The sequence below is a fragment of the Enterobacter cloacae complex sp. P47BA genome (assembly GCF_014930485.1).
Taxonomy (GTDB): domain Bacteria; phylum Pseudomonadota; class Gammaproteobacteria; order Enterobacterales; family Enterobacteriaceae; genus Enterobacter; species Enterobacter bugandensis.
The window spans coordinates 45,610-66,678 of record NZ_JADBRF010000018.1 but is presented as its reverse complement, the minus strand read 5'-3'; the positions used below and the strand labels follow the sequence as shown (position 1 = coordinate 66,678).

Here is a 21,069-nt window from a genome sequence, read left to right as displayed (position 1 = left end):
GAGGGTAGGGCGGAGCAGAGAGGATCAACTGCACCGTTTAGGTCACATTAAAAGTCGTCCCGGAGCGCGTAAAAAGGGCGACATAAAAAAACAGGATGAATACCATGTCCGATCGTATTTCGAGAGACGTGATTAATGCGCTTATTGCGGGTCATTTTGCCGACCCCTTTTCTGTGCTAGGGATGCACCGTACAGAGGCCGGACTGGAAGTTCGGGCGCTGTTGCCGGATGCGACAGAAGTGTGGGTTATCGAACCCAAAACCGGCCGCAAGGTGGGTAATCTGGAATGCCTCGACTCGCGCGGCTTCTTTTCGGGCGTCATGCCCCGCCGTAAAAACCCCTTTCGCTATCAGCTCGCCGTTATCTGGCACGGCCAGCAAAACCTGATTGACGATCCCTACAGCTTTGGGCCGCTCTTAAAAGAGATGGATGCCTGGCTGCTGTCCGAAGGGACCCATTTACGCCCCTACGAAACGCTGGGTGCCCATGCGGATACCATGGACGGTATCACCGGCACGCGCTTTGCCGTATGGGCGCCAAACGCCCAGCGCGTCTCCGTTGTCGGGCAGTTCAACTACTGGGACGGTCGCCGCCACCCGATGCGCCTGCGCCGTGAGACGGGCATCTGGGAGCTGTTTATCCCCGGGGCGCATAACGGTCAGCTCTACAAATTTGAGATGATCGACGCGCACGGCAAGCTGCGCATTAAAGCCGACCCGTACGCCTTCGAGGCGCAGATGCGCCCGGATACCGCATCGCTGATCTGCGGCCTGCCGGAGAAGGTCGTTCAGACCGAGGATCGCAAGCAGGCCAACCGCTTTGATGCGCCGATCTCCGTTTACGAAGTGCATCTCGGCTCCTGGCGCCGCCACACGGACAACAACTTCTGGCTCAGCTACCGGGAGCTCGCCGACCAGCTGGTGCCGTACGCCAAATGGATGGGCTTTACCCACCTCGAACTGCTGCCGGTTAACGAGCATCCGTTCGACGGCAGCTGGGGCTATCAGCCCACCGGGCTGTATGCGCCCACGCGGCGCTTCGGCACGCGCGATGATTTCCGCTATTTCATTGATGCCGCGCACGCCGCCGGGCTGAACGTGATCCTCGACTGGGTGCCGGGCCATTTCCCGTCGGACGATTTTGCGCTGGCAGAGTTCGACGGCACGAAGCTGTACGAGCACAGCGACCCGCGCGAAGGCTATCACCAGGACTGGAACACGCTGATCTACAACTACGGTCGCCGTGAAGTGTCAAACTACCTGGTGGGGAATGCGCTGTACTGGATCGAACGCTTCGGCATTGATGCCCTGCGCGTGGATGCGGTGGCGTCGATGATCTACCGCGACTACAGCCGCAAAGAGGGGGAGTGGATCCCGAACGAGTATGGCGGCCGTGAAAACCTCGAAGCGATTGAATTTCTGCGCAACACCAACCGCATCATCGGTGAGCAGGTGGAAGGCGCCGTGACCATGGCGGAAGAGTCGACGGACTTTGCGGGCGTCTCCCGCCCTCCGTCATCAGGCGGCCTGGGGTTCTGGTACAAGTGGAACCTGGGCTGGATGCACGACACGCTCGACTACATGAAGCTCGACCCGGTTTATCGTCAGTATCACCACGATAAGCTCACCTTCGGGCTGCTCTACAACTACACCGAAAACTTCATGCTGCCGCTGTCGCACGATGAAGTGGTGCACGGCAAAAAATCCATTCTCGACCGCATGCCGGGCGACGCGTGGCAGAAGTTTGCCAACCTGCGCGCCTACTACGGCTGGATGTTTGCCTTCCCGGGCAAAAAGCTGCTGTTTATGGGCAATGAGTTCGCCCAGGGTCGCGAGTGGAACCACGACACCAGCCTCGACTGGCATCTGCTGGAGGGCGGCGACAACTGGCACCACGGCGTACAGCGTCTGGTGCGCGACCTGAACCTGACCTACCGCCACCACAAAGCGCTACACGAGCTGGACTTTGATCCGTACGGCTTTGAGTGGCTGGTGGTGGACGACCACGAGCGCTCGGTATTTGTCTTTGTACGTCGTGACAAAGCGGGTAACGAGATTATCGTCGCCAGCAACTTCACGCCGGTGCCGCGCGAACACTACCGCTTCGGCATTAACCAGCCGGGCAAATGGCGCGAGATCCTGAATACCGACTCCATGCATTACCACGGCAGTAACGCCGGTAACGGCGGGCTGGTGCAGAGCGATGCGATTGAAAGCCACGGGCGTCCAAACTCCCTGAGCCTGACGCTGCCGCCGCTTGGCACCATCTGGCTGATGCGGGAGGGAGAATGACGCAGCTTACGGCAGGTAAACCCGAACCGCTCGGCGCGAGTTTTGATGGAAAGGGGGTGAACTTCACGCTCTTTTCTGCTCACGCGGAGCGGGTGGAGCTCTGCGTGTTTGACGGGGAGGGTAACGAGCGCCGTTACGATTTACCGTCCCGCACGGGAGACATCTGGCACGGTTACCTGTCCGGCGGGCGTCCGGGAATGCACTACGGTTTTCGCGTACACGGCCCGTGGGAGCCTTCTCAGGGGCACTGGTTTAACCCGGCGAAGCTGCTGATTGACCCGTGCGCGCGCCGCGTGGACGGCGAGTTTAAAGACGACCCGCTGTTCCACGTCGGCTACGGCGAACCGGACCACCGCGACAGCGCGCCCGTCGCGCCGAAAAGCGCGGTGGTGCACGATCTCTACGACTGGGAAGACGATGCCCCGCCGCGCACGCCGTGGGGTAACACCGTCATCTATGAAGCGCACGTCAAAGGGTTGACCTACCTGCACCCTTCGATCCCCAAAGAGATGCGCGGCACCTACAAAGCGCTGGGGCATCCGACCATGGTCGCTTACCTGAAGCATTTGGGCATCACCGCGCTGGAGCTGCTTCCGGTGGCGCATTTTGCCAGCGAGCCGCGTCTTCAGCGTCTTGGGTTAAGCAACTACTGGGGCTACAACCCGCTGGCGATGTTCGCTCTCGACCCGCGCTACGCGGTGCATCCGGAGAAAGCGCGGGACGAGTTTCGCGACGCGGTGAAGGCACTCCACGCCGCGGGCATTGAGGTCATTCTGGACGTGGTGCTGAACCACAGTGCGGAAAGCGATCTTGACGGCCCGACGCTCTCACAGCGCGGAATCGATAACCGTAGCTATTATTGGATCAGGGAAGATGGCGATTACGAGAACTGGACCGGGTGCGGTAACACCCTCAACCTCAGCCATCCGGCCGTTACGCATTACGCGTACGAATGCCTGAAATACTGGGTAGAGACGTTCCACGTGGACGGTTTTCGTTTCGACCTGGCGCCCGTGATGGGGCGCACCCCAGCATTTAGCCAGCAGGCACCGCTGTTTGAGGCGATAAAAAACTGCCCGGTGCTCTCAACGGTGAAGCTGATTGCGGAACCCTGGGACATTGGTACAGGCGGTTATCAGGTGGGGAACTTCCCGCCGCTGTTTGCCGAGTGGAACGACCACTACCGCGATGCCATCCGCCGCTTCTGGCTGGCGCGCGAGCTGTCGCTGGGCGAGTTCGCCGGACGCTTTGCCGGCTCCAGCGATCTCTTTAAGCGCGACGGAAAACGTCCGTCGGCCACCATCAACCTGGTGACGGCGCATGACGGTTTTACGCTGCGCGACTGCGTTTGTTTCAATCAGAAACACAATGAGGCCAACGGCGAAGAGAATCGCGATGGCACTAACAATAACCATAGCTTCAATCATGGTATAGAAGGGTTAGGCGGAAGTCTGGATGTGATCGAGCGGCGACGCGCCAGCGTTCATGCGCTGCTGACGACGCTTTTGCTGTCTCAGGGCACGCCGATGCTGCTGGCGGGCGACGAGCACGGCCACAGCCAGCACGGCAATAACAACGCCTATTGCCAGGACAATACCTTAACCTGGCTCGACTGGGGGGAGGCGAACAGCGGGTTGACCCATTTCACCGCGGCGCTGATCCACCTTCGCCAGCAGATCCCCGCCCTTACCGCCGACAGCTGGTGGGAAGAGGGCGATGGCAACGTTAGCTGGCTGAATAAAGACGCGCAGCCGTTGAGCGCGCAAGAGTGGCAACACGGCATCACCTGCCTGCAAATCCTGCTTTCGGATAAGTGGCTGGTGACGCTGAACGCGACGGACGACGTCGCAGAGATTGTTTTACCTGACGGGGAGTGGCGAGCTGTTCCCCCCTTTGCCGGAGCGGATAATCCGGTAGTAATGGCTGTCTGGCACGGGCCTGCGCACGGAGTGTGCGTATTCCAAAGATGATAAAAAAGGAGTTAGTCATGGTTAGATTAGAGAAGAACGATCCGTTAATGTTGGCGCGCCAGCTACCATTAAAAACCGTTGCCCTGATACTTGCGGGCGGGCGTGGTACCCGTCTGAAAGATTTGACCATCAAGCGCGCCAAGCCGGCCGTTCACTTTGGTGGTAAGTTCCGCATTATCGACTTTGCGCTCTCAAACTGCCTGAACTCGGGCATTCGCCGCATTGGCGTCATTACTCAGTATCAGTCGCACACCCTGGTGCAGCACATTCAGCGCGGCTGGTCATTCTTCAGCGAAGAGATGAACGAGTTTGTCGATCTGCTCCCGGCGCAGCAGCGCGTACACGGGGAAAACTGGTACCGCGGCACGGCGGATGCGGTGACCCAGAACCTCGACATTATTCGCCGCTACAGCGCGGAATACATCGTGATCCTCGCGGGTGACCACATCTACAAGCAGGATTACTCGCACATGCTGATCGACCACGTCGAAAAAGGGGCGCGCTGCACCGTGGCGTGTCTGCCGGTGCCCGTTGCCGAGGCGACGGCGTTTGGCGTGATGCACGTGGATGCGGACGACAAGATTATCGACTTCGTTGAAAAACCGGCGAACCCGCCAACCATGCCGGGCGATGACACCAAATCGCTCGCCAGCATGGGGATCTATGTCTTTGATGCAGATTATCTTTATGAGCTGCTCGAAGAAGACGACAAAGACGAAAGCTCCAGCCACGACTTCGGTAAAGACATCATCCCGAAAATTACCAAAGCTGGCATGGCCTATGCACATCCCTTCCCATTGTCCTGCGTGCAGTCCGATCCGAATGCGGAGCCATACTGGCGTGATGTGGGAACCCTGGAAGCGTACTGGAAAGCCAACCTCGATCTGGCGTCCGTGACGCCTGAGCTGGATATGTACGACCAGAACTGGCCGATTCGTACCCACATGGAATCTCTGCCGCCGGCGAAGTTCGTGCAGGACCGATCCGGCAGCCACGGCATGACCCTGAACTCGCTGGTCTCCGGCGGGTGCATCATCTCCGGTTCGGTGGTGGTGCAGTCCGTGCTGTTCCCGCGCGTGCGTATAAACTCATTCTGTAATATCGATTCGGCGGTTCTGCTGCCGGATGTCTGGGTAGGGCGTTCGTGTCGTCTGCGTCGCTGCGTGATCGACCGCGCCTGCGTCATCCCTGAAGGGATGGTGATTGGTGAAAACGCGGAAGAAGATGCGCGTCGCTTCTACCGTTCTGAAGAGGGGATCGTGTTAGTCACACGGGAAATGTTGCGGAAGCTGCAGATCAAACAGGAGCGATGATGCAGGTTTTACACGTATGTTCTGAGATGTTCCCGTTGTTAAAAACGGGCGGCCTGGCGGATGTTCTTGGTGCATTACCGGCGGCGCAAATCGCCGGTGGAGTCGATACCCGCGTCCTGCTGCCCGCCTTCCCGGATATCCGGCGCGGCATACCTGATGCAAAGGTCGTGACCCGCCGTGAAACGTTTGCCGGACGCATCACCCTGCTGTTTGGGCACTACAACGGCGTAGGGATCTACCTGATCGACGCGCCGCATCTGTACGACCGTCCGGGCAGCCCGTATCACGATACCAACCTGTTCGCCTATACCGACAACGTGCTGCGCTTTGCGCTGCTCGGCTGGGTGGGGGCGGAGATGGCCGTCGGGCTGGATCCATTCTGGCGTCCGGATGTGGTCCACGCGCACGACTGGCACGCCGGGCTGACGCCAGCGTATCTGGCGGCAAAAGGGCATCCGGCAAAATCGGTGTTTACGGTGCACAACCTGGCGTATCAGGGCATGTACTATGCGCATCATATGAATGACATCGATCTGCCATGGTCGTTCTATAACATGCACGGGCTGGAGTTCAACGGGCAAATTTCGTTCCTGAAGGCCGGGCTGTACTACGCCGACCACATCACGGCGGTGAGCCCCACCTACGCGCGTGAAATTACCCAGCCGGAGTTTGGCTACGGTCTGGAAGGGCTGCTGCAGCAGCGCCATCGTGAAGGCCGCCTGTCGGGCATTCTGAACGGCGTGGATGAGCAGATCTGGAGCCCTGAAACCGATCTCCTGCTGGCCGCGCGCTATGGCCGCGACTCGGTGGAAGATAAAGCCGAAAACAAACGCCAGCTGCAAATTGCGATGGGGCTGAAGGTCAACGACAAGGTGCCGCTGTTTGCGGTGGTCAGCCGCCTGACAAGCCAGAAAGGGCTGGATCTGGTGCTGGAGGCGCTGCCCGGTTTACTGGAGCAGGGCGGACAGCTGGCGCTGCTCGGCGCGGGCGACCCGGTGCTTCAGGAAGGTTTCCTCGCCGCCGCCGCGGAACATCCGGGGCAGGTGGGCGTGCAGATTGGCTATCACGAAGCATTCTCGCACCGCATTATGGGCGGCGCGGACGTGATTCTGGTGCCGAGCCGTTTCGAACCCTGCGGCCTGACGCAGCTCTACGGTCTGAAATACGGCACGCTGCCGCTGGTGCGCCGCACGGGCGGGCTGGCGGATACGGTGTCGGATAGTTCTCTGGAAAACCTGGCGGACGGTATCGCCAGCGGGTTTGTCTTTGAAGACAGTAATGCCTGGTCGCTGCTTCGGGCGATTCGGCGTGCGTTCGTCTTGTGGTCCCGTCCATCCCTGTGGCGTTACGTTCAGCGTCAGGCGATGTCCATGGACTTTAGCTGGCACGTTGCGGCGCAGTCGTACCGCGACCTTTATCAACGCTTGATGTAACGAGGCGAAGTTACTGATATGAACGCTCCATTTAGCTACTCTTCCCCCACGCTCAGCGTTGAGGCGTTAAAGCACTCCATCGCCTACAAGCTGATGTTTACCATCGGGAAAGATCCGGTCATCGCCAACAAGCACGAGTGGCTGAACGCCACCCTGTTTGCGGTGCGTGACCGCATGGTCGAACGCTGGCTGCGCTCTAACCGCGCCCAGCTTTCGCAGGAGACGCGGCAGGTTTACTACCTGTCGATGGAATTTTTGATTGGCCGCACCCTCTCCAACGCGCTGCTGTCGCTCGGTATCTACGACGACGTCAAAACTGCACTGGAAGAGATGGGGCTGGATTTAGAAGAGCTGATTGACGAAGAGAACGACCCGGGGCTGGGTAACGGTGGTCTCGGGCGTCTTGCCGCCTGCTTCCTTGACTCGCTGGCAACGCTGGCGCTGCCGGGGCGCGGCTACGGTATTCGCTACGACTACGGCATGTTCAAGCAGAACATCGTTGACGGCCGCCAGAAAGAGTCCCCGGACTACTGGCTGGAATACGGCAACCCTTGGGAGTTCAAGCGCCACAACACGCGCTACAAGGTGCGCTTTGGCGGACGCATTCAGCAGGAAGGGAAAAAGTCCCGCTGGGTGGAAACCGAAGAGATCCTCGCCGTGGCCTATGATCAGATCATCCCCGGCTATGACACCGATGCGACCAATACGCTGCGCCTGTGGAATGCCCAGGCGAGCAGCGAAATCAACCTCGGTAAATTTAACCAGGGCGACTACTTTGCGGCGGTGGAAGATAAAAACCACTCCGAGAACGTCTCCCGCGTGCTGTACCCGGATGACTCAACCTACTCTGGGCGCGAGCTGCGCCTGCGTCAGGAGTATTTCCTCGTCTCCGCGACGATTCAGGACATCCTCAGCCGCCACCATCAGCTGCACAAAACCTACGCCAACCTGGCGGAGAAAACCGCGATTCACCTTAACGACACCCATCCGGTGCTCTCCATTCCCGAGCTGATGCGCCTGCTGATCGACGAGCACAAGTTCAGCTGGGACGACGCGTTTGAGGTGACGTGCCAGGTGTTCTCCTACACCAACCACACCCTGATGAGCGAAGCGCTGGAGACCTGGCCGGTGGACATGCTCGGCAAAATTCTGCCGCGCCACCTGCAAATCATCTTCGAGATCAACGACTACTTCCTCAAGACGCTGCAGGAGCAGTACCCGAACGATACCGGGCTGCTGAGCCGTGCCTCGATCATTGATGAATCAAACGGTCGCCGCGTGCGCATGGCCTGGCTGGCGGTTGTCATCAGCCACAAGGTGAACGGCGTGTCCGAGCTGCACTCGAACCTGATGGTGCAGTCCCTGTTTGCGGACTTCGCGAAGATCTTCCCGACACGCTTCTGCAACGTCACCAACGGCGTTACGCCGCGCCGCTGGCTGGCGCTGGCCAACCAGCCGCTCTCTGACGTGCTGGATGAGAATATCGGCCGCACCTGGCGCACCGATTTGAGCCAGCTGAGCGAGCTTAAGCAGCATATTGATTTCCCGACGGTGAACAAGGCCGTGCGGGAAGCCAAGCTGCTGAACAAGAAACGTCTGGCGGTCTGGCTGGCGATGCACCTCAACGTGGTCGCAAACCCAAAAGCGCTGTTTGACGTGCAGATCAAGCGCATCCACGAATACAAGCGTCAGCTGATGAACGTGCTACACGTGATCACTCACTACAACCGCATTAAGGCCGATCCAACCGCAGAGTGGGTGCCGCGCGTGAAGATCTTCGCCGGTAAGGCGGCTTCCGCTTACTACATGGCGAAGCACATTATTCACCTGATCAACGACGTGGCGAAGGTGGTTAACCAGGATCCGGAGATTGGCGACAAGCTGAAGGTGGTATTCATCCCGAACTACAGCGTCAGCCTGGCGCAGCTGATCATCCCGGCGGCAGATCTCTCCGAGCAGATCTCCACGGCGGGAACGGAAGCGTCCGGCACCAGCAACATGAAGTTTGCCCTCAACGGCGCGCTGACCATCGGCACCCTGGACGGGGCGAACGTCGAGATGCTGGAGCACGTAGGAGAAGAGAATATCTTTATCTTCGGCAATACCACCGAAGAAGTGGAGGCGCTGCGCAGGAAAGGCTACTCCCCGCGTGAGTTCTATGAAGGGGATGAAGAGCTACGTCAGGTCCTGACGCAGATTGCGACCGGTGTGTTCAGCCCCGACGAGCCGGGCCGCTATCGCGATCTGGTGGATTCGCTGATTAACTTTGGCGACCACTATCAGGTGCTGGCGGATTATCGCAGCTACGTGGACTGCCAGGATAAAGTTGACGAGCTGTACCGTCAGCAGGAGAAGTGGACCAGCGCGGCGATGCACAACATCGCCAACATGGGGTATTTCTCGTCTGACAGGACCATCAAGGAGTATGCCGAGAACATCTGGCATATTGATCCGGTGCGGTTGTAAAAACAAAGCCCGGTGGCGCCACCGGGCTTTTTTACATCACGACGCCAGCGACAGCTCACGCTTCCCCGCATGCTGCTGCAGCCACTGCGCCACGCGAGACTGCTGCTCGGCGTTAAGCCACATCCCTTCTTTGGTACGACGCCAGATGGCATCTTCAAGGCGGCGAACCCACTCGTGCTCAACCAGGTAGCGCAGCTCGGCCTCGTACAGCTCGTGGCCGAAATGTTCACCCAGATCGGCAAGCGATTTCGCGTCGCCCAGGAACAGCTCGGTATTGCTGCCGTAGGTGCGGGCGTAGTGGCGCGCCATCCCTTCGGTAATGAACGGGAAGCGACGGCGCAGCTTCGCGGCGTAATCGTCGCGGTTTCCGCCAATGTCTCCGCCGGGCAGCACTGCCTCTTTGGTCCACGCCGGGCCAATACCTTTGTAGTACGGCGCCAGTTTTTCCAGCGCGTGCTCGGCCAGCTTGCGGTAGGTAGTCAGCTTGCCGCCAAACACCGACAGCAGCGGTGCCTGACCGTCTACGTCGTGGATATCAAGCGTGTAGTCGCGGGTGATGGCCTGCGGTGAGTCAGACTCGTCATCGCACAGCGGACGCACGCCAGAGTAGGTCCAGACCACGTCGTCGCGCGACAGCTGTTTCTTAAAGTGCGCGTTATACACTTTCAACAGGTAGTTCACTTCGCTCTCGTCGATCTCGACGTTCTTCGGATCGCCTTTGTACTCCACGTCGGTGGTGCCGATGATGGAGAATTCGTCCATCCACGGGATCACAAACACGATGCGTTTATCTTCGTTTTGCAGGATATAAGCCTGCTTCTGGGTATGCACGCGCGGCACCACAATGTGGCTGCCCTTGATCAGGCGGATGCCGTACGGCGAAGGCAGGTGCATGCCGTCGTCGAAGAACTGCTTCACCCATGGGCCGGTGGCGTTCACCAGGCCGCGTGCTTTCCAGCTGAACTTCTCGCCGGTATCCACGTCTTCCGCTTCGACAATCCACAGGCCGTTTTCACGACGGGCGGCGGTCGCGCGGGTCCGGGTTTTCACCTCGCCGCCTTTCTTCTCGACCATCTGTGCATTCGCCAGCACCAGACGCGCATCGTCCACCCAGCAGTCTGAATATTCGAAACCGCGCACGATTTCCGGCTTAAGGACCGATTCTGAGCCAAAACGCAAACCGTTCGAACCCGGCAGGCTGGTGCGTTTGCCCAGATGATCGTACATAAACAGGCCGATGCGGATCATCCACGCCGGACGCAGGTGCGGACGGTGCGGCAGGCGGAAGCGCATCGGGATCGCCAGATGCGGGGCCATTTTCAGCAGTACTTCGCGTTCGGCCAGCGCTTCGCTGACCAGGCGGAATTCGTAGTGTTCCAGGTAGCGCAGGCCACCGTGGATCAGCTTGGAGCTGGCGGACGACGTCGCGCAGGCGAGATCGTTAGCTTCCAGCATCAGCACGGATAAACCGCGTCCTGCGGCATCAACCGCAATACCGGCACCGTTGATGCCACCGCCTATCACAATCAGATCTTTGGTTTCCATAACACCCTCATGCACTTTCGTTAAAGCTCAAAAATGTTCGATATCGCTCATAATAGCAAAGGAACGCGCTTTTGGTAACATCAAAAAAACAATTTAGAGTGATATGGATAACATAATGGCGTTTACCCGCCGCCAGGACGTACACTACGGGGTAAAATCTTGTCGTTGACCACTGTAAAGAGAACACCATGGATCAGTTTGAATGTATTAACGTAGAAGAAGCCCACCAGAAGATGCACCAGGGAAAAGCGGTGCTGGTGGACATCCGCGACCCGCAGAGTTTTGCCATGGGCCACACGCCGGGCGCGTTTCATCTGACCAACGACACGCTGGGCGCGTTTATGCGCGATAACGACTTCGAAACGCCCGTTATGGTCATGTGCTACCACGGCAACAGCAGCAAAGGCGCGGCGCAGTATCTGATTCAGCAAGGCTATGACGCGGTATACAGCGTCGACGGCGGCTTTGATGCCTGGCATCGTCATTTCCCGGCAGAAGTGGAATACGCGTTTGAGCGCTAATCCCGCTATACTGTCCCCTTTTGTGTGGAAATAAGCGACCGCTGCCCATGTTGATGATCACCTCTTTTACCAACCCGCGTGTCGCCCAGGCGTTTGTCGACTATATGGCGACGCAGGGCGTTATTCTGACCATTCAGCAACATACTCAGACCGACGTCTGGCTGGCCGATGAGAGCCAGGCAGGGCGGGTCAACGAGGAGCTGGCGCGTTTCCTTGAGAACCCCGGCGACCCGCGTTATCTGGCGGCCAGCTGGCAATCCGGGCAGACCGGCAGCGGACTGCATTACAGCCGCTTTCCCTTCCTTGCCACGATACGCGAGCGCGCGGGCCCGTTTACGCTGCTGCTGATGGCGGCCTGCATTATTGTCTTCATTATTATGAACGTGGTGGGCGACCAGAGCGTGATGATCGCGCTGGCGTGGCCGTATGATCCGTCGCTGGATTTTGACGTCTGGCGCTACTTTACCCACGCGCTGATGCATTTCTCGGTGATGCATATCCTCTTTAACCTGCTGTGGTGGTGGTATCTCGGCGGTATCGTTGAGAAGCGGCTCGGCAGCGGCAAGCTGATTGTCATCACCGTAATCAGCGCCCTGCTGAGCGGCTATGTACAGCATAAATTCAGCGGCCCGTGGTTCGGCGGGCTGTCGGGTGTCGTCTACGCTTTGATGGGCTACGTCTGGCTTCGCGGGGAGCGCGACCCGGAAAGCGGCATCTATTTACAACGCGGATTAATAGCCTTTGCGTTAATATGGCTAATTGCCGGATGGTTTGATCTGTTTGGTATGTCTATCGCCAATGGTGCGCACGTCACCGGCCTCGCCGTCGGTCTTGCAATGGCGCTTGCCGACACGCTCCATGCGCGAAAACGAACATAATTCTCAGGGATAATTGATGAAACAAACACAACGTCATGACGCCATTATCGAACTGGTCAAAAAACAGGGATACGTCAGCACCGAAGAGCTGGTCGAGCAGTTTGCCGTCAGCCCGCAAACCATCCGTCGTGACCTGAACGATCTGGCCGATCAGAACCGTATTTTGCGCCACCACGGCGGCGCGGCGCTGCCGTCCAGCTCGGTCAATACCTCCTGGCACGACCGTAAAGCCACGCAGACGGCAGAGAAAGAGCGCATTGCGCGTAAAGTAGCGAGCCAAATCCCGAACGGTGCGACGCTGTTTATTGACATCGGCACCACGCCAGAAGCGGTTGCTCATGCGCTGCTGGATCACGAGAACCTGCGCGTGGTGACCAACAACCTGAACGTCGCCAACACGTTGATGCAGAAAGATGATTTCCGCATCATCCTCGCGGGCGGCGAACTGCGCAGCCGCGACGGCGGAATTATCGGCGAAGCGACGCTCGACTTTATCTCTCAGTTCCGCCTCGACTTCGGCATCCTGGGGATCAGCGGCATCGACACCGATGGCTCGCTGCTGGAGTTTGATTACCACGAGGTGCGCACCAAGCGCGCAATCATTGAAAACTCGCGCCACGTGATGCTGGTGGTGGATCACTCGAAGTTTGGCCGTAACGCGATGGTGAACATGGGCAGCATCAGCATGGTGGATGCGGTCTATACCGACGTGATGCCGCCAGCGGGCGTGATGCAGGTGATTAAGGATAATAATTTGCAGTTAGAGTTGTGTTGAAAAGCCATTCTCCCTCTCCCTGTGGGAGAGGGCCGGGGTGAGGGCATCAGGCCGCACAAAACTAAACTCCGTACCCCATCATCTTCAACAGCTGCTGCGCATGCTGCACCGCGTCCTGACGGTGCGCCACGCCCAGCTTCTGATACAGATTGCGAATGTGCGTTTTGATGGTGGTTGCCGCCACCGCCAGCTCACCGGCAATCTGCTCGTTACTGTATCCGGAATAGATCAGCCCCAGCACCTGCCATTCGCGCTGGGTGAGCGGGCTGGTGCGAATAAGCTCCGGCACTTCCGGGTGGTTCAGCAGGCGTTCAACAAAGTTCTCGTCAAAATGCGCAAACTTGTGGCGATGGTGCTGATTAATCTCGCGCAGGATTCGCTGGGCGCGATGCTGATCCAGCTCCGGCAGCGTGTTGAGCTGAATCAGCTGGCGCAGCTGCTGCGCCATCACTTCACCTTCAATCACGAAGTGGCTAATAAACCCGGTGCGGTTCGCCAGCTGCAAGGCTTCCAGCAGCACGCGCTGGGCATCATTTTTGCGGCCCGCCTGCCAGTAAAGCTGGTTGAGCAGCAGCAGGTTGCGGTTCAGGTCGCTCATCAGACGCAGGCTGCGGGCGTTTTCGTTTAACTCTTCCAGCACAATTTCGGCAGGCTCAAAGTCACCCAGCAGGATCTGCACGCGGGCGATGTTGCGCCACTGGCTTTGCAGGAAGTGGTTATTGGCAAATTCCGGTTTAGGCGTCTGGCGCAGCCAGTTGGCGGCGGATTTTTTGTCCCCCGTCATCTGCCAGTAAATCACCCGAACCTTGTCGGCGTTCGATACCCAGTCGCTGTGGTACTGACCGTTGCCGAGCAGGTTTTCCAGACGGTTAAGGTGATTGCGGGCGTTATCCAGATCGCCACGCGCCAGCGAGCACTGCACCAGCAGGGCCAGACACTGCAATTGCTGCTGAGGCTGGAAGCCGGAGAGCACGTTCACACCCTGACGGGCGCAGCTTTCTGCTTCATCCAGACGCGACCATGCCCACAGCAGTTGAGCGCGAATACGCAACAGGAACTCGTGCATCGGCAGCTGTTCCAGGTGCTGTTCACGAATCAGCTGGAACGCTTTTTCCTGATTTTCCCAGGCGGCCTGCAGGAACCCCTGTGCGAATAAAATCTCGCTTTGCTGAATCAGGCTCCACAGGGCGTAGTGCCACACATCATGGCGGCGCGCCATCTGCTCGGTTTGCTGCATCAGCGAAAGGGAGCGCGTCAGTTCGCCCTTGCAGTGCAGCACTTCGCCGTGCACCGAGGTAGCCACAATCCGGCTGTAGAAATTCGCCAGCGGCAGTTCATCCAGCGCGACCATCGCCAGCCGTTCCGCTTCATCCGCATCGCCGTCGTTAATCGCGACCTGCGCCCGCAGGGCGTTAAATTCGCCGTGCAGGGTGATATCCATTTCGCTTTCCATCTCCTGCTCGGCGCGCGCCAGCAGGGTATTCACTTCGCTGTAGCGGTGCTGGCTCTGCATCAGCCAGGCCTGGAGCAGCACCAGGCGCGGGTTCTCCAGCAGGCTCTCCCACGGCAAGGCTTTCAACGACTCTTCCAGCAGCGTCAGTTCGCTGTGGTTAAACAGCCCCCACGCGTGGTTAAGCAGGATATCGCGCAGCATGCTGGCGTCACCGGCGGCAAGCGCGTGGTGAATGGCCTCGCTCGGGAAGCCTTGCGCCATCCAGCTTTCGGCGGCGGCGCGGTGGATTTCCGGCAATTCCGTTGCCAGCTCCCACTGGCAGCGCTGGCGCAGGAAGCTGCCAAACAGCGGGTGATAGCTGAACCACTCGCCGGGGTCGTCCATGCGCGTCAGGAACAGGCCCTGACGTTCAATCTCTTCCAGCTGCAGCTGACCGTTCTCACAGCCTGTTACGCGCACAATCAGCGCGTCGTTCATGGAGCGCAGCAGGGAGCTTTTCAGCAGGAAATTGCGGGTGGAGGGATCGACGCTGTTCAGCACCTCATCCACCAGGTAATCCGAAAGATGGCTGGCGTTGATGCCGGCCAGACGGCGCGCGGACTGGTGCGTCGGGCTGTTGTTTTGCCGGGCAGAAAGGGCAATCAGCTGTAGCGCCGTGGCCCAGCCCGCGACATCATCACACAGGCGGCTGCTTTCGGAGGCCTCAATGGGTGAGGTCAGGCGGCAGTCAAAGAACTGTTTCGCTTCCTGGTGGGTAAAGGCCAGCTGCTGGCTGCCCACTTCCAGAAGCTGATCGCGCACGCGCAGATTGGCAATACCGAGCTGCGGCAGGTTGCGTGACAGCACGACCAGGGTCAGGTTTTCCGGCTGGTGGCGCAGGAAGAAGCGCATCGACTCATGGATAACCGGGTTCGTGATCAGATGATAGTCATCAATCACCACGTACAGCGGGCGATGCCATTCGGCCAGTTCGATAAACAGCTGAGAGAAAAGGGAGGACAGGCTGGCGTACTGGCGCTTTTGCACCATTGCCTCGCTGGCGACGCAGTGTCCGTTGGTTGCCTGTTGAATAGCGGCAATCAGATAGCTGGCAAAACGCTCTTGCTGGTTATCGCCCTCGTCGAGGGAGTACCAGCCAAGATCGCTCTTACCTGCGGCCCATTGTGAAATGAGCGTTGTTTTTCCATAACCTGCAGGGCTCGTAACCAGCGCCAGTCGGAAATTATGCGCGCCGGAAAGTTTAGCCAGCAGACGCTCGCGGACCACTGTATGGTCAAGACGAACCGGGCGACTTAATTTTGACGGAATCAACATAGGTTTCACTTCACTGTGGGGAACGAGAGAATTTATTTTTTTTGCGCTTCGTAATTAATAGCTATAAGGTCGGTCAGAAAGAGAACTATTGCAAGTTATGTCTGGCTTTTGTGGCTCTGAATTTGCACTCTGTCACAAAACATTCCGGCCAGTACTGGAACTTTTTTGAAAAGGCTTTGATGCCGCGTCAATGCTGGCTTGTATGGATGTCACGAGGCTGGGCTGAAACTGGTTTCAGAAAGGTATAATGACGTCGAATTTAATAAACTTCGGGTAAAGTTGAGTGAGATTAATAATCTCCTTAGGCAAGACCCGATTGCTGAAATATTATTCTCCGTAAGCAATCATTTCCGCGTGGATTAATTTCATCCAAAACCGCATTTCATTTCTTTGACATTCTCCCCGGTTACTTTTTTATCTTCCGGGCACAGTCCGGCTATGCTCTCAGAGTGGCCTCGATCACACTTTTACGCTCATCCCCGCTACTCCTCCCTGTCTAATCCCCCACGGGAGGAGGAAGAGGTGAAATGAGCCAGGCACACTAGCGCCAACTTGTGTTTTCTTTCTAAAGGATGCCGATCCCCTATGTCACAGCCTACCTTCAACAAAGCTCAATTCCAGGCTGCCCTGACGCGTCAGTGGCAGCGTTTTGGCCTTCATGCTGCAAACGAGATGACGCCTCACCAGTGGTGGCAGGCGGTGAGCGGGGCGCTCGCAGAGCAGCTGGATGCTCAGCCCGTGGCGAAGCCCGTCAAAGGCCAGCGTCACGTTAACTATATCTCGATGGAGTTCCTTATTGGCCGCCTGACCGGCAACAACCTGCTGAACCTTGGCTGGTATCAGGAGGTGGGTGATGTGCTGAAAGAGCACGACATTAACCTGACCGACCTGCTGGAAGAAGAGATCGACCCGGCGCTGGGCAACGGCGGACTGGGGCGTCTGGCGGCCTGTTTCCTTGACTCTATGGCAACGGTCGGCCAGTCGGCGATTGGCTATGGCCTGAACTACCAGTACGGCCTGTTCCGTCAGTCGTTTGCCGACGGCCACCAGATGGAAGCGCCGGACGACTGGCATCGAAATACCTACCCGTGGTTCCGCCACAACGCGCAGCTGGACGTGCAGGTCGGCATCGGCGGGAAAGTGACGAAGCAGGGGCTCTGGGAACCGGCGTTCACTATTACCGGTGAAGCCTGGGATCTGCCGGTGCTCGGCTACCGTAACGGCGTGGCGCAGCCGCTGCGTCTGTGGCAGGCGAAGCACACGCATCCGTTCAACCTGACCAAATTCAACGACGGCGATTTCCTGCGCGCCGAGCAGCAGGGGATCGACGCCGAGAAGCTGACCAAAGTCCTCTATCCGAACGATAACCACCTGGCGGGTAAAAAGCTGCGCCTGATGCAGCAGTACTTCCAGTGCGCCTGCTCCGTGGCGGACATTCTGCGTCGCCATCACCTGGCGGGCCGCAAGCTGGCGCAGCTGCCGGACTTCGAAGTCATTCAGCTTAACGATACGCACCCGACTATTGCCATCCCGGAACTGCTGCGCGTGCTGATTGACGAGCATCAGCTGAGCTGGGACGACGCCTGGGCCATCACCAGCCGCACCTTCGCCTATACCAACCACACCCTGATGCCGGAAGCGCTGGAGTGCTGGGATGAGAAGCTGGTGAAAACGCTGCTGCCGCGCCACATGCAGATCATCAACAAGATTAACGACCAGTTTAAAGCGCTGGTGGAGAAAACCTGGCCGGGCGACAAAGCCGTCTGGGCGAAGCTGGCGGTGGTGCACGACAAACAGGTGCGTATGGCGAACATGTGCGTGGTGAGCGGCTTTGCCGTTAACGGCGTGGCGGCGCTGCACTCCGATCTGGTGGTGAAAGATCTGTTCCCGGAATATCACCAGCTGTGGCCGACTAAGTTCCACAACGTGACCAACGGCATTACGCCGCGTCGCTGGATCAAGCAGTGCAATCCGCTGCTGGCCGGCCTGCTGGACAAGACCCTGAAGAAAGAGTGGGCCAACGATTTGGACCAACTGATTAACCTGGAAAAATACGCCGACGATGCGAAATTCCGCGAGCAGTACCGCGCGATCAAGCTGGAGAACAAGGTTCGCCTGGCGGAGTTTGTGAAAATGCGTACCGGGATTGAGATCAACCCGAACGCCATTTTCGATATCCAGATCAAACGCCTGCACGAGTACAAGCGTCAGCACCTGAACCTGCTGCATATTCTGGCGCTGTACAAAGAGATCCGCGAGAACCCGCAGGCCGACCGCGTGCCGCGCGTGTTCCTGTTCGGTGCGAAGGCGGCGCCGGGCTACTACCTGGCGAAAAACATTATCCTCGCCATCAATAAAGTGGCGGCGGCGATCAACAGCGATCCGAAAGTGGGCGACAAGCTGAAGGTCGTGTTCCTGCCGGATTACTGCGTCTCGGCGGCGGAAATGCTGATCCCGGCGGCGGATATCTCCGAGCAGATCTCGACCGCAGGGAAAGAAGCGTCCGGTACCGGCAACATGAAGCTGGCGCTCAACGGCGCGCTGACCGTCGGCACGCTGGACGGTGCGAACGTCGAAATCGCCGAGAAGGTCGGTGAAGAGAACATCTTTATCTTCGGCCATACTGTTGAAGAAGTGAAAGCCATCAAGGCCAAAGGCTACGACCCGGTGAAATGGCGTAAAAAAGACAAAGTGCTGGATGCGGTGCTGAAGGAGCTGGAAAGCGGCAAATACAGCGATGGCGACAAGCACGCGTTTGACCAGATGCTGCACAGCATGGACAAACACGGCGGCGACCCGTACCTGGTGATGGCGGACTTCACGGCCTACGTTGAAGCGCAGAAACAGGTCGACGTGCTGTACCGCGACCAGGAGGCGTGGACCCGGGCGTGCATTCTGAACACCGCGCGCTGCGGCATGTTCAGCTCTGACCGCTCAATCCGTGATTATCAGGCCCGTATCTGGCAGGCAAAACGCTAAGGAAGCGCGATGGAGAGTAAACGTCTGGACAGTGCCGCGCAGGCGGCGGGAATTAGCCTCAGTTACATCAATGCGCACGGCAAACCGCAGTCTATTGGTGCGGACACCAAAAGACGTTTGCTGGATGCCATGCACAAAACCGACGCGAACGCGTCGGCTGCTCCGGTGCCAAACGTGAAGGTCTTTACCGCAGGCAAAAAGATGCCGCTGTCGGTGGAGGGACGTGGCGAGTTTAGCTGGCTGCTCACCACCGAAGAGGGGCATCAGCATAAAGGCCACGCCACCGGCGGCAAAACGTTAAACCTTCCGGCAAAGCTGCCGGAGGGCTACCACAGCCTGACGCTCACCCAGGACGAACAGCGTTTTCACTGCCGGGTGATCGTCGCGCCAAAACGCTGCTATGAGCCGCAGGCATTGCTCGAAGGCAAAAAACTGTGGGGCGCCTGCGTGCAGCTCTACACGCTGCGTTCAGACAGCAACTGGGGCATCGGCGATTTTGGCGATCTGAAGAACATGCTGGCATCCGTGGGCGAGCGCGGCGGCGCGTTTATCGGCCTCAACCCGATCCACGCGCTCTATCCGGCCAACCCGGAAAGCGCGAGCCCGTACAGCCCGTCTTCCCGACGCTGGCTAAACGTGATTTACATCGACGTTAACGCGTTAGACGATTTCAAAAACAGCAAAGAGGCGCAGGCGTGGTGGAAGCTTGAGACCACCCAGCAGCTGCTGAAGCAGGCCCGCGATGCGGACTGGGTAGATTATGCCTCCGTGACCGCGCTGAAAATGGCGGCTCTGCGCCTGGCGTGGAAAGGCTTTGCGAAGCGCGACGACGAGCAGATGGCGGCCTTCCGCCAGTTCGTGATGCAGGAAGGTGAAAGCCTCTACTGGCAGGCGGCATTTGATGCGCTGCACGCGTATCAGGTGAAAGAGGACGAAATGCGCTGGGGCTGGCCGGTCTGGCCGGAAGCGTATCAGACCGTGGATACCCCTGAAGTCAAAGCCTTCTGTAAAAATCATGCCGACGAGGTGGACTTCTACCTGTGGCTGCAGTGGCTGGCGTACAGCCAGTTTGCCGCCTGCTGGCAGGTGAGCCAGGGCTATAAGATGCCGATCGGCCTGTATCGCGATCTGGCCGTGGGCGTGGCGGAAGGCGGCGCGGAAACCTGGTGTGACCGTGAGCTTTACTGCCTGAAAGCATCCGTCGGCGCGCCGCCGGATATCCTCGGCCCGCTCGGTCAGAACTGGGGCCTGCCGCCGATGGATCCGCACGTGATGGCGGCGCGCGCCTACGAGCCGTTTATCGACCTGCTGCGCGCGAACATGCAGAACTGCGGGGCGCTGCGCATTGACCACGTGATGTCCGTGCTGCGCCTGTGGTGGATCCCGTACGGTGAAACGGCCGATCACGGGGCGTACGTGCAGTATCCGGTGGACGATCTGCTGTCGATCCTGGCCCTGGAGAGTAAACGTCATCAGTGCATGGTGATCGGTGAAGATCTCGGTACCGTGCCGGTGGAAATTGTCAGCAAGCTCCGCGACAGCGGGGTTTATTCCTACAAAGTGCTCTATTTTGAAAACGACCATGAGAAAACCTTCCGCGCGCCGAAAGCGTACCCTGAACAGTCAATGGCAGTCGCGACGACGCATGATCTTCCTACGCTCAGAGGCTACTGGGAAAGCGGCGATCTGACCCTCGGCAAAACGCTGGGCCTCTATCCAGATGAAGAGGTTCTGCGCGGACTGTATCAGGACCGCGAGCTGGCGAAGCAGGGGCTGCTGGACGCGCTGCACAAGCATGGCTGTCTGCCGAAGCGTGCCGGACATAAGGCGTCGCTGATGGCAATGACCCCAACGCTCAACCGTGGCCTGCAGCGCTATATTGCCGACAGCAACAGCGCTTTGCTCGGCCTGCAGCCGGAAGACTGGATTGATATGGCGGAGCCGGTGAACGTTCCGGGCACCAGCTATCAGTACAAGAACTGGCGCCGCAAGCTGTCCACAACGCTTGAGACGATGTTTGCCGATGGCGGAGTGAACAGGCTGATTAAAGATTTGGATAAGCGCAGAAAGGCGGTGGGTAAGAAGTCGTAATTTGCCCCTCACCCTAGCCCTCTCCCCAAAGGGGAGAGGG

The 21,069-nt window shown here is 58.6% G+C and carries 12 protein-coding genes; 10 read left to right on the top strand and 2 right to left on the bottom strand.

Features of this window, described 5'->3' with window-relative positions:
• Positions 1-104: 104 nt before the first annotated feature.
• From glgB to glgP, 5 genes are read left to right on the top strand one after another with little or no spacing between them, the layout of a single operon-like run.
• Positions 105-2,291, top strand: coding sequence for a 1,4-alpha-glucan branching enzyme (gene glgB / locus IM299_RS17735; RefSeq protein ID WP_193357886.1), 2,187 nt, complete (start codon positions 105-107; stop codon positions 2,289-2,291).
• Positions 2,288-4,261 (top strand): glycogen debranching protein GlgX, encoded by a 1,974-nt coding sequence (glgX, locus tag IM299_RS17730; RefSeq protein WP_193357885.1) that lies wholly within the window; start codon positions 2,288-2,290, stop codon positions 4,259-4,261. Before glgB ends, glgX begins: the two co-directional genes overlap by 4 nt.
• A gap of 17 nt (positions 4,262-4,278) precedes the next feature.
• A complete protein-coding gene (gene glgC / locus IM299_RS17725) occupies positions 4,279-5,574 on the top strand; it encodes a glucose-1-phosphate adenylyltransferase (protein ID WP_028014690.1) in 1,296 nt (431 codons plus the stop codon).
• Complete coding sequence (gene glgA / locus IM299_RS17720; protein ID WP_041911898.1) at positions 5,574-7,007, top strand: glycogen synthase GlgA; 1,434 nt, start codon at positions 5,574-5,576, stop codon at positions 7,005-7,007. Before glgC ends, glgA begins: the two co-directional genes overlap by 1 nt.
• Before the next feature lie 18 nt (positions 7,008-7,025).
• The gene (glgP, locus tag IM299_RS17715) at positions 7,026-9,473 is read left to right on the top strand and encodes a glycogen phosphorylase (RefSeq protein ID WP_041911899.1); all 2,448 of its coding nucleotides are present in this window, start codon (positions 7,026-7,028) and stop codon (positions 9,471-9,473) included.
• A gap of 36 nt (positions 9,474-9,509) precedes the next feature.
• Here the strand turns inward: glgP and glpD are convergent, their stop codons facing one another.
• Complete coding sequence (gene glpD / locus IM299_RS17710; protein ID WP_041911900.1) at positions 9,510-11,018, bottom strand: glycerol-3-phosphate dehydrogenase; 1,509 nt, start codon at positions 11,016-11,018, stop codon at positions 9,510-9,512.
• Between the two features lie 188 nt (positions 11,019-11,206).
• On the opposite strand from glpD, the gene glpE reads away from it, so the two are divergent.
• The 3 genes from glpE to IM299_RS17695 are packed head-to-tail and all read left to right on the top strand — an operon-like array spanning position 11,207 to position 13,192.
• Entirely contained in the window at positions 11,207-11,539 is a 333-nt protein-coding gene (gene glpE, locus IM299_RS17705) for a thiosulfate sulfurtransferase GlpE (RefSeq protein ID WP_028014686.1), read from the top strand.
• Positions 11,540-11,586: 47 nt separating this feature from the next.
• The gene (glpG, locus tag IM299_RS17700; RefSeq protein WP_045259371.1) at positions 11,587-12,417 is read left to right on the top strand and encodes a rhomboid family intramembrane serine protease GlpG; all 831 of its coding nucleotides are present in this window, start codon (positions 11,587-11,589) and stop codon (positions 12,415-12,417) included.
• A gap of 16 nt (positions 12,418-12,433) precedes the next feature.
• Positions 12,434-13,192, top strand: coding sequence for a DeoR/GlpR family transcriptional regulator (locus IM299_RS17695; RefSeq protein ID WP_028014684.1), 759 nt, complete (start codon positions 12,434-12,436; stop codon positions 13,190-13,192).
• Between the two features lie 61 nt (positions 13,193-13,253).
• Here the strand turns inward: IM299_RS17695 and malT are convergent, their stop codons facing one another.
• Positions 13,254-15,959, bottom strand: a complete 2,706-nt coding sequence (gene malT / locus IM299_RS17690) for an HTH-type transcriptional regulator MalT (protein WP_047367202.1) — start codon at positions 15,957-15,959, stop codon at positions 13,254-13,256.
• 585 nt (positions 15,960-16,544) lie between these two features.
• Between malT and malP the strand changes: the two genes are divergently transcribed.
• Positions 16,545-18,938 carry a maltodextrin phosphorylase gene (malP, locus tag IM299_RS17685; RefSeq protein ID WP_193357884.1) on the top strand — a complete coding sequence of 798 codons (2,394 nt, stop codon included), beginning with the start codon at positions 16,545-16,547 and terminating at the stop codon, positions 18,936-18,938.
• A 9-nt stretch (positions 18,939-18,947) separates the two neighbouring features.
• Positions 18,948-21,029: a 4-alpha-glucanotransferase gene (malQ, locus tag IM299_RS17680; RefSeq protein WP_193357883.1), complete on the top strand. Its 2,082-nt coding sequence runs from the start codon at positions 18,948-18,950 to the stop codon at positions 21,027-21,029.
• Positions 21,030-21,069 lie beyond the last annotated feature (40 nt).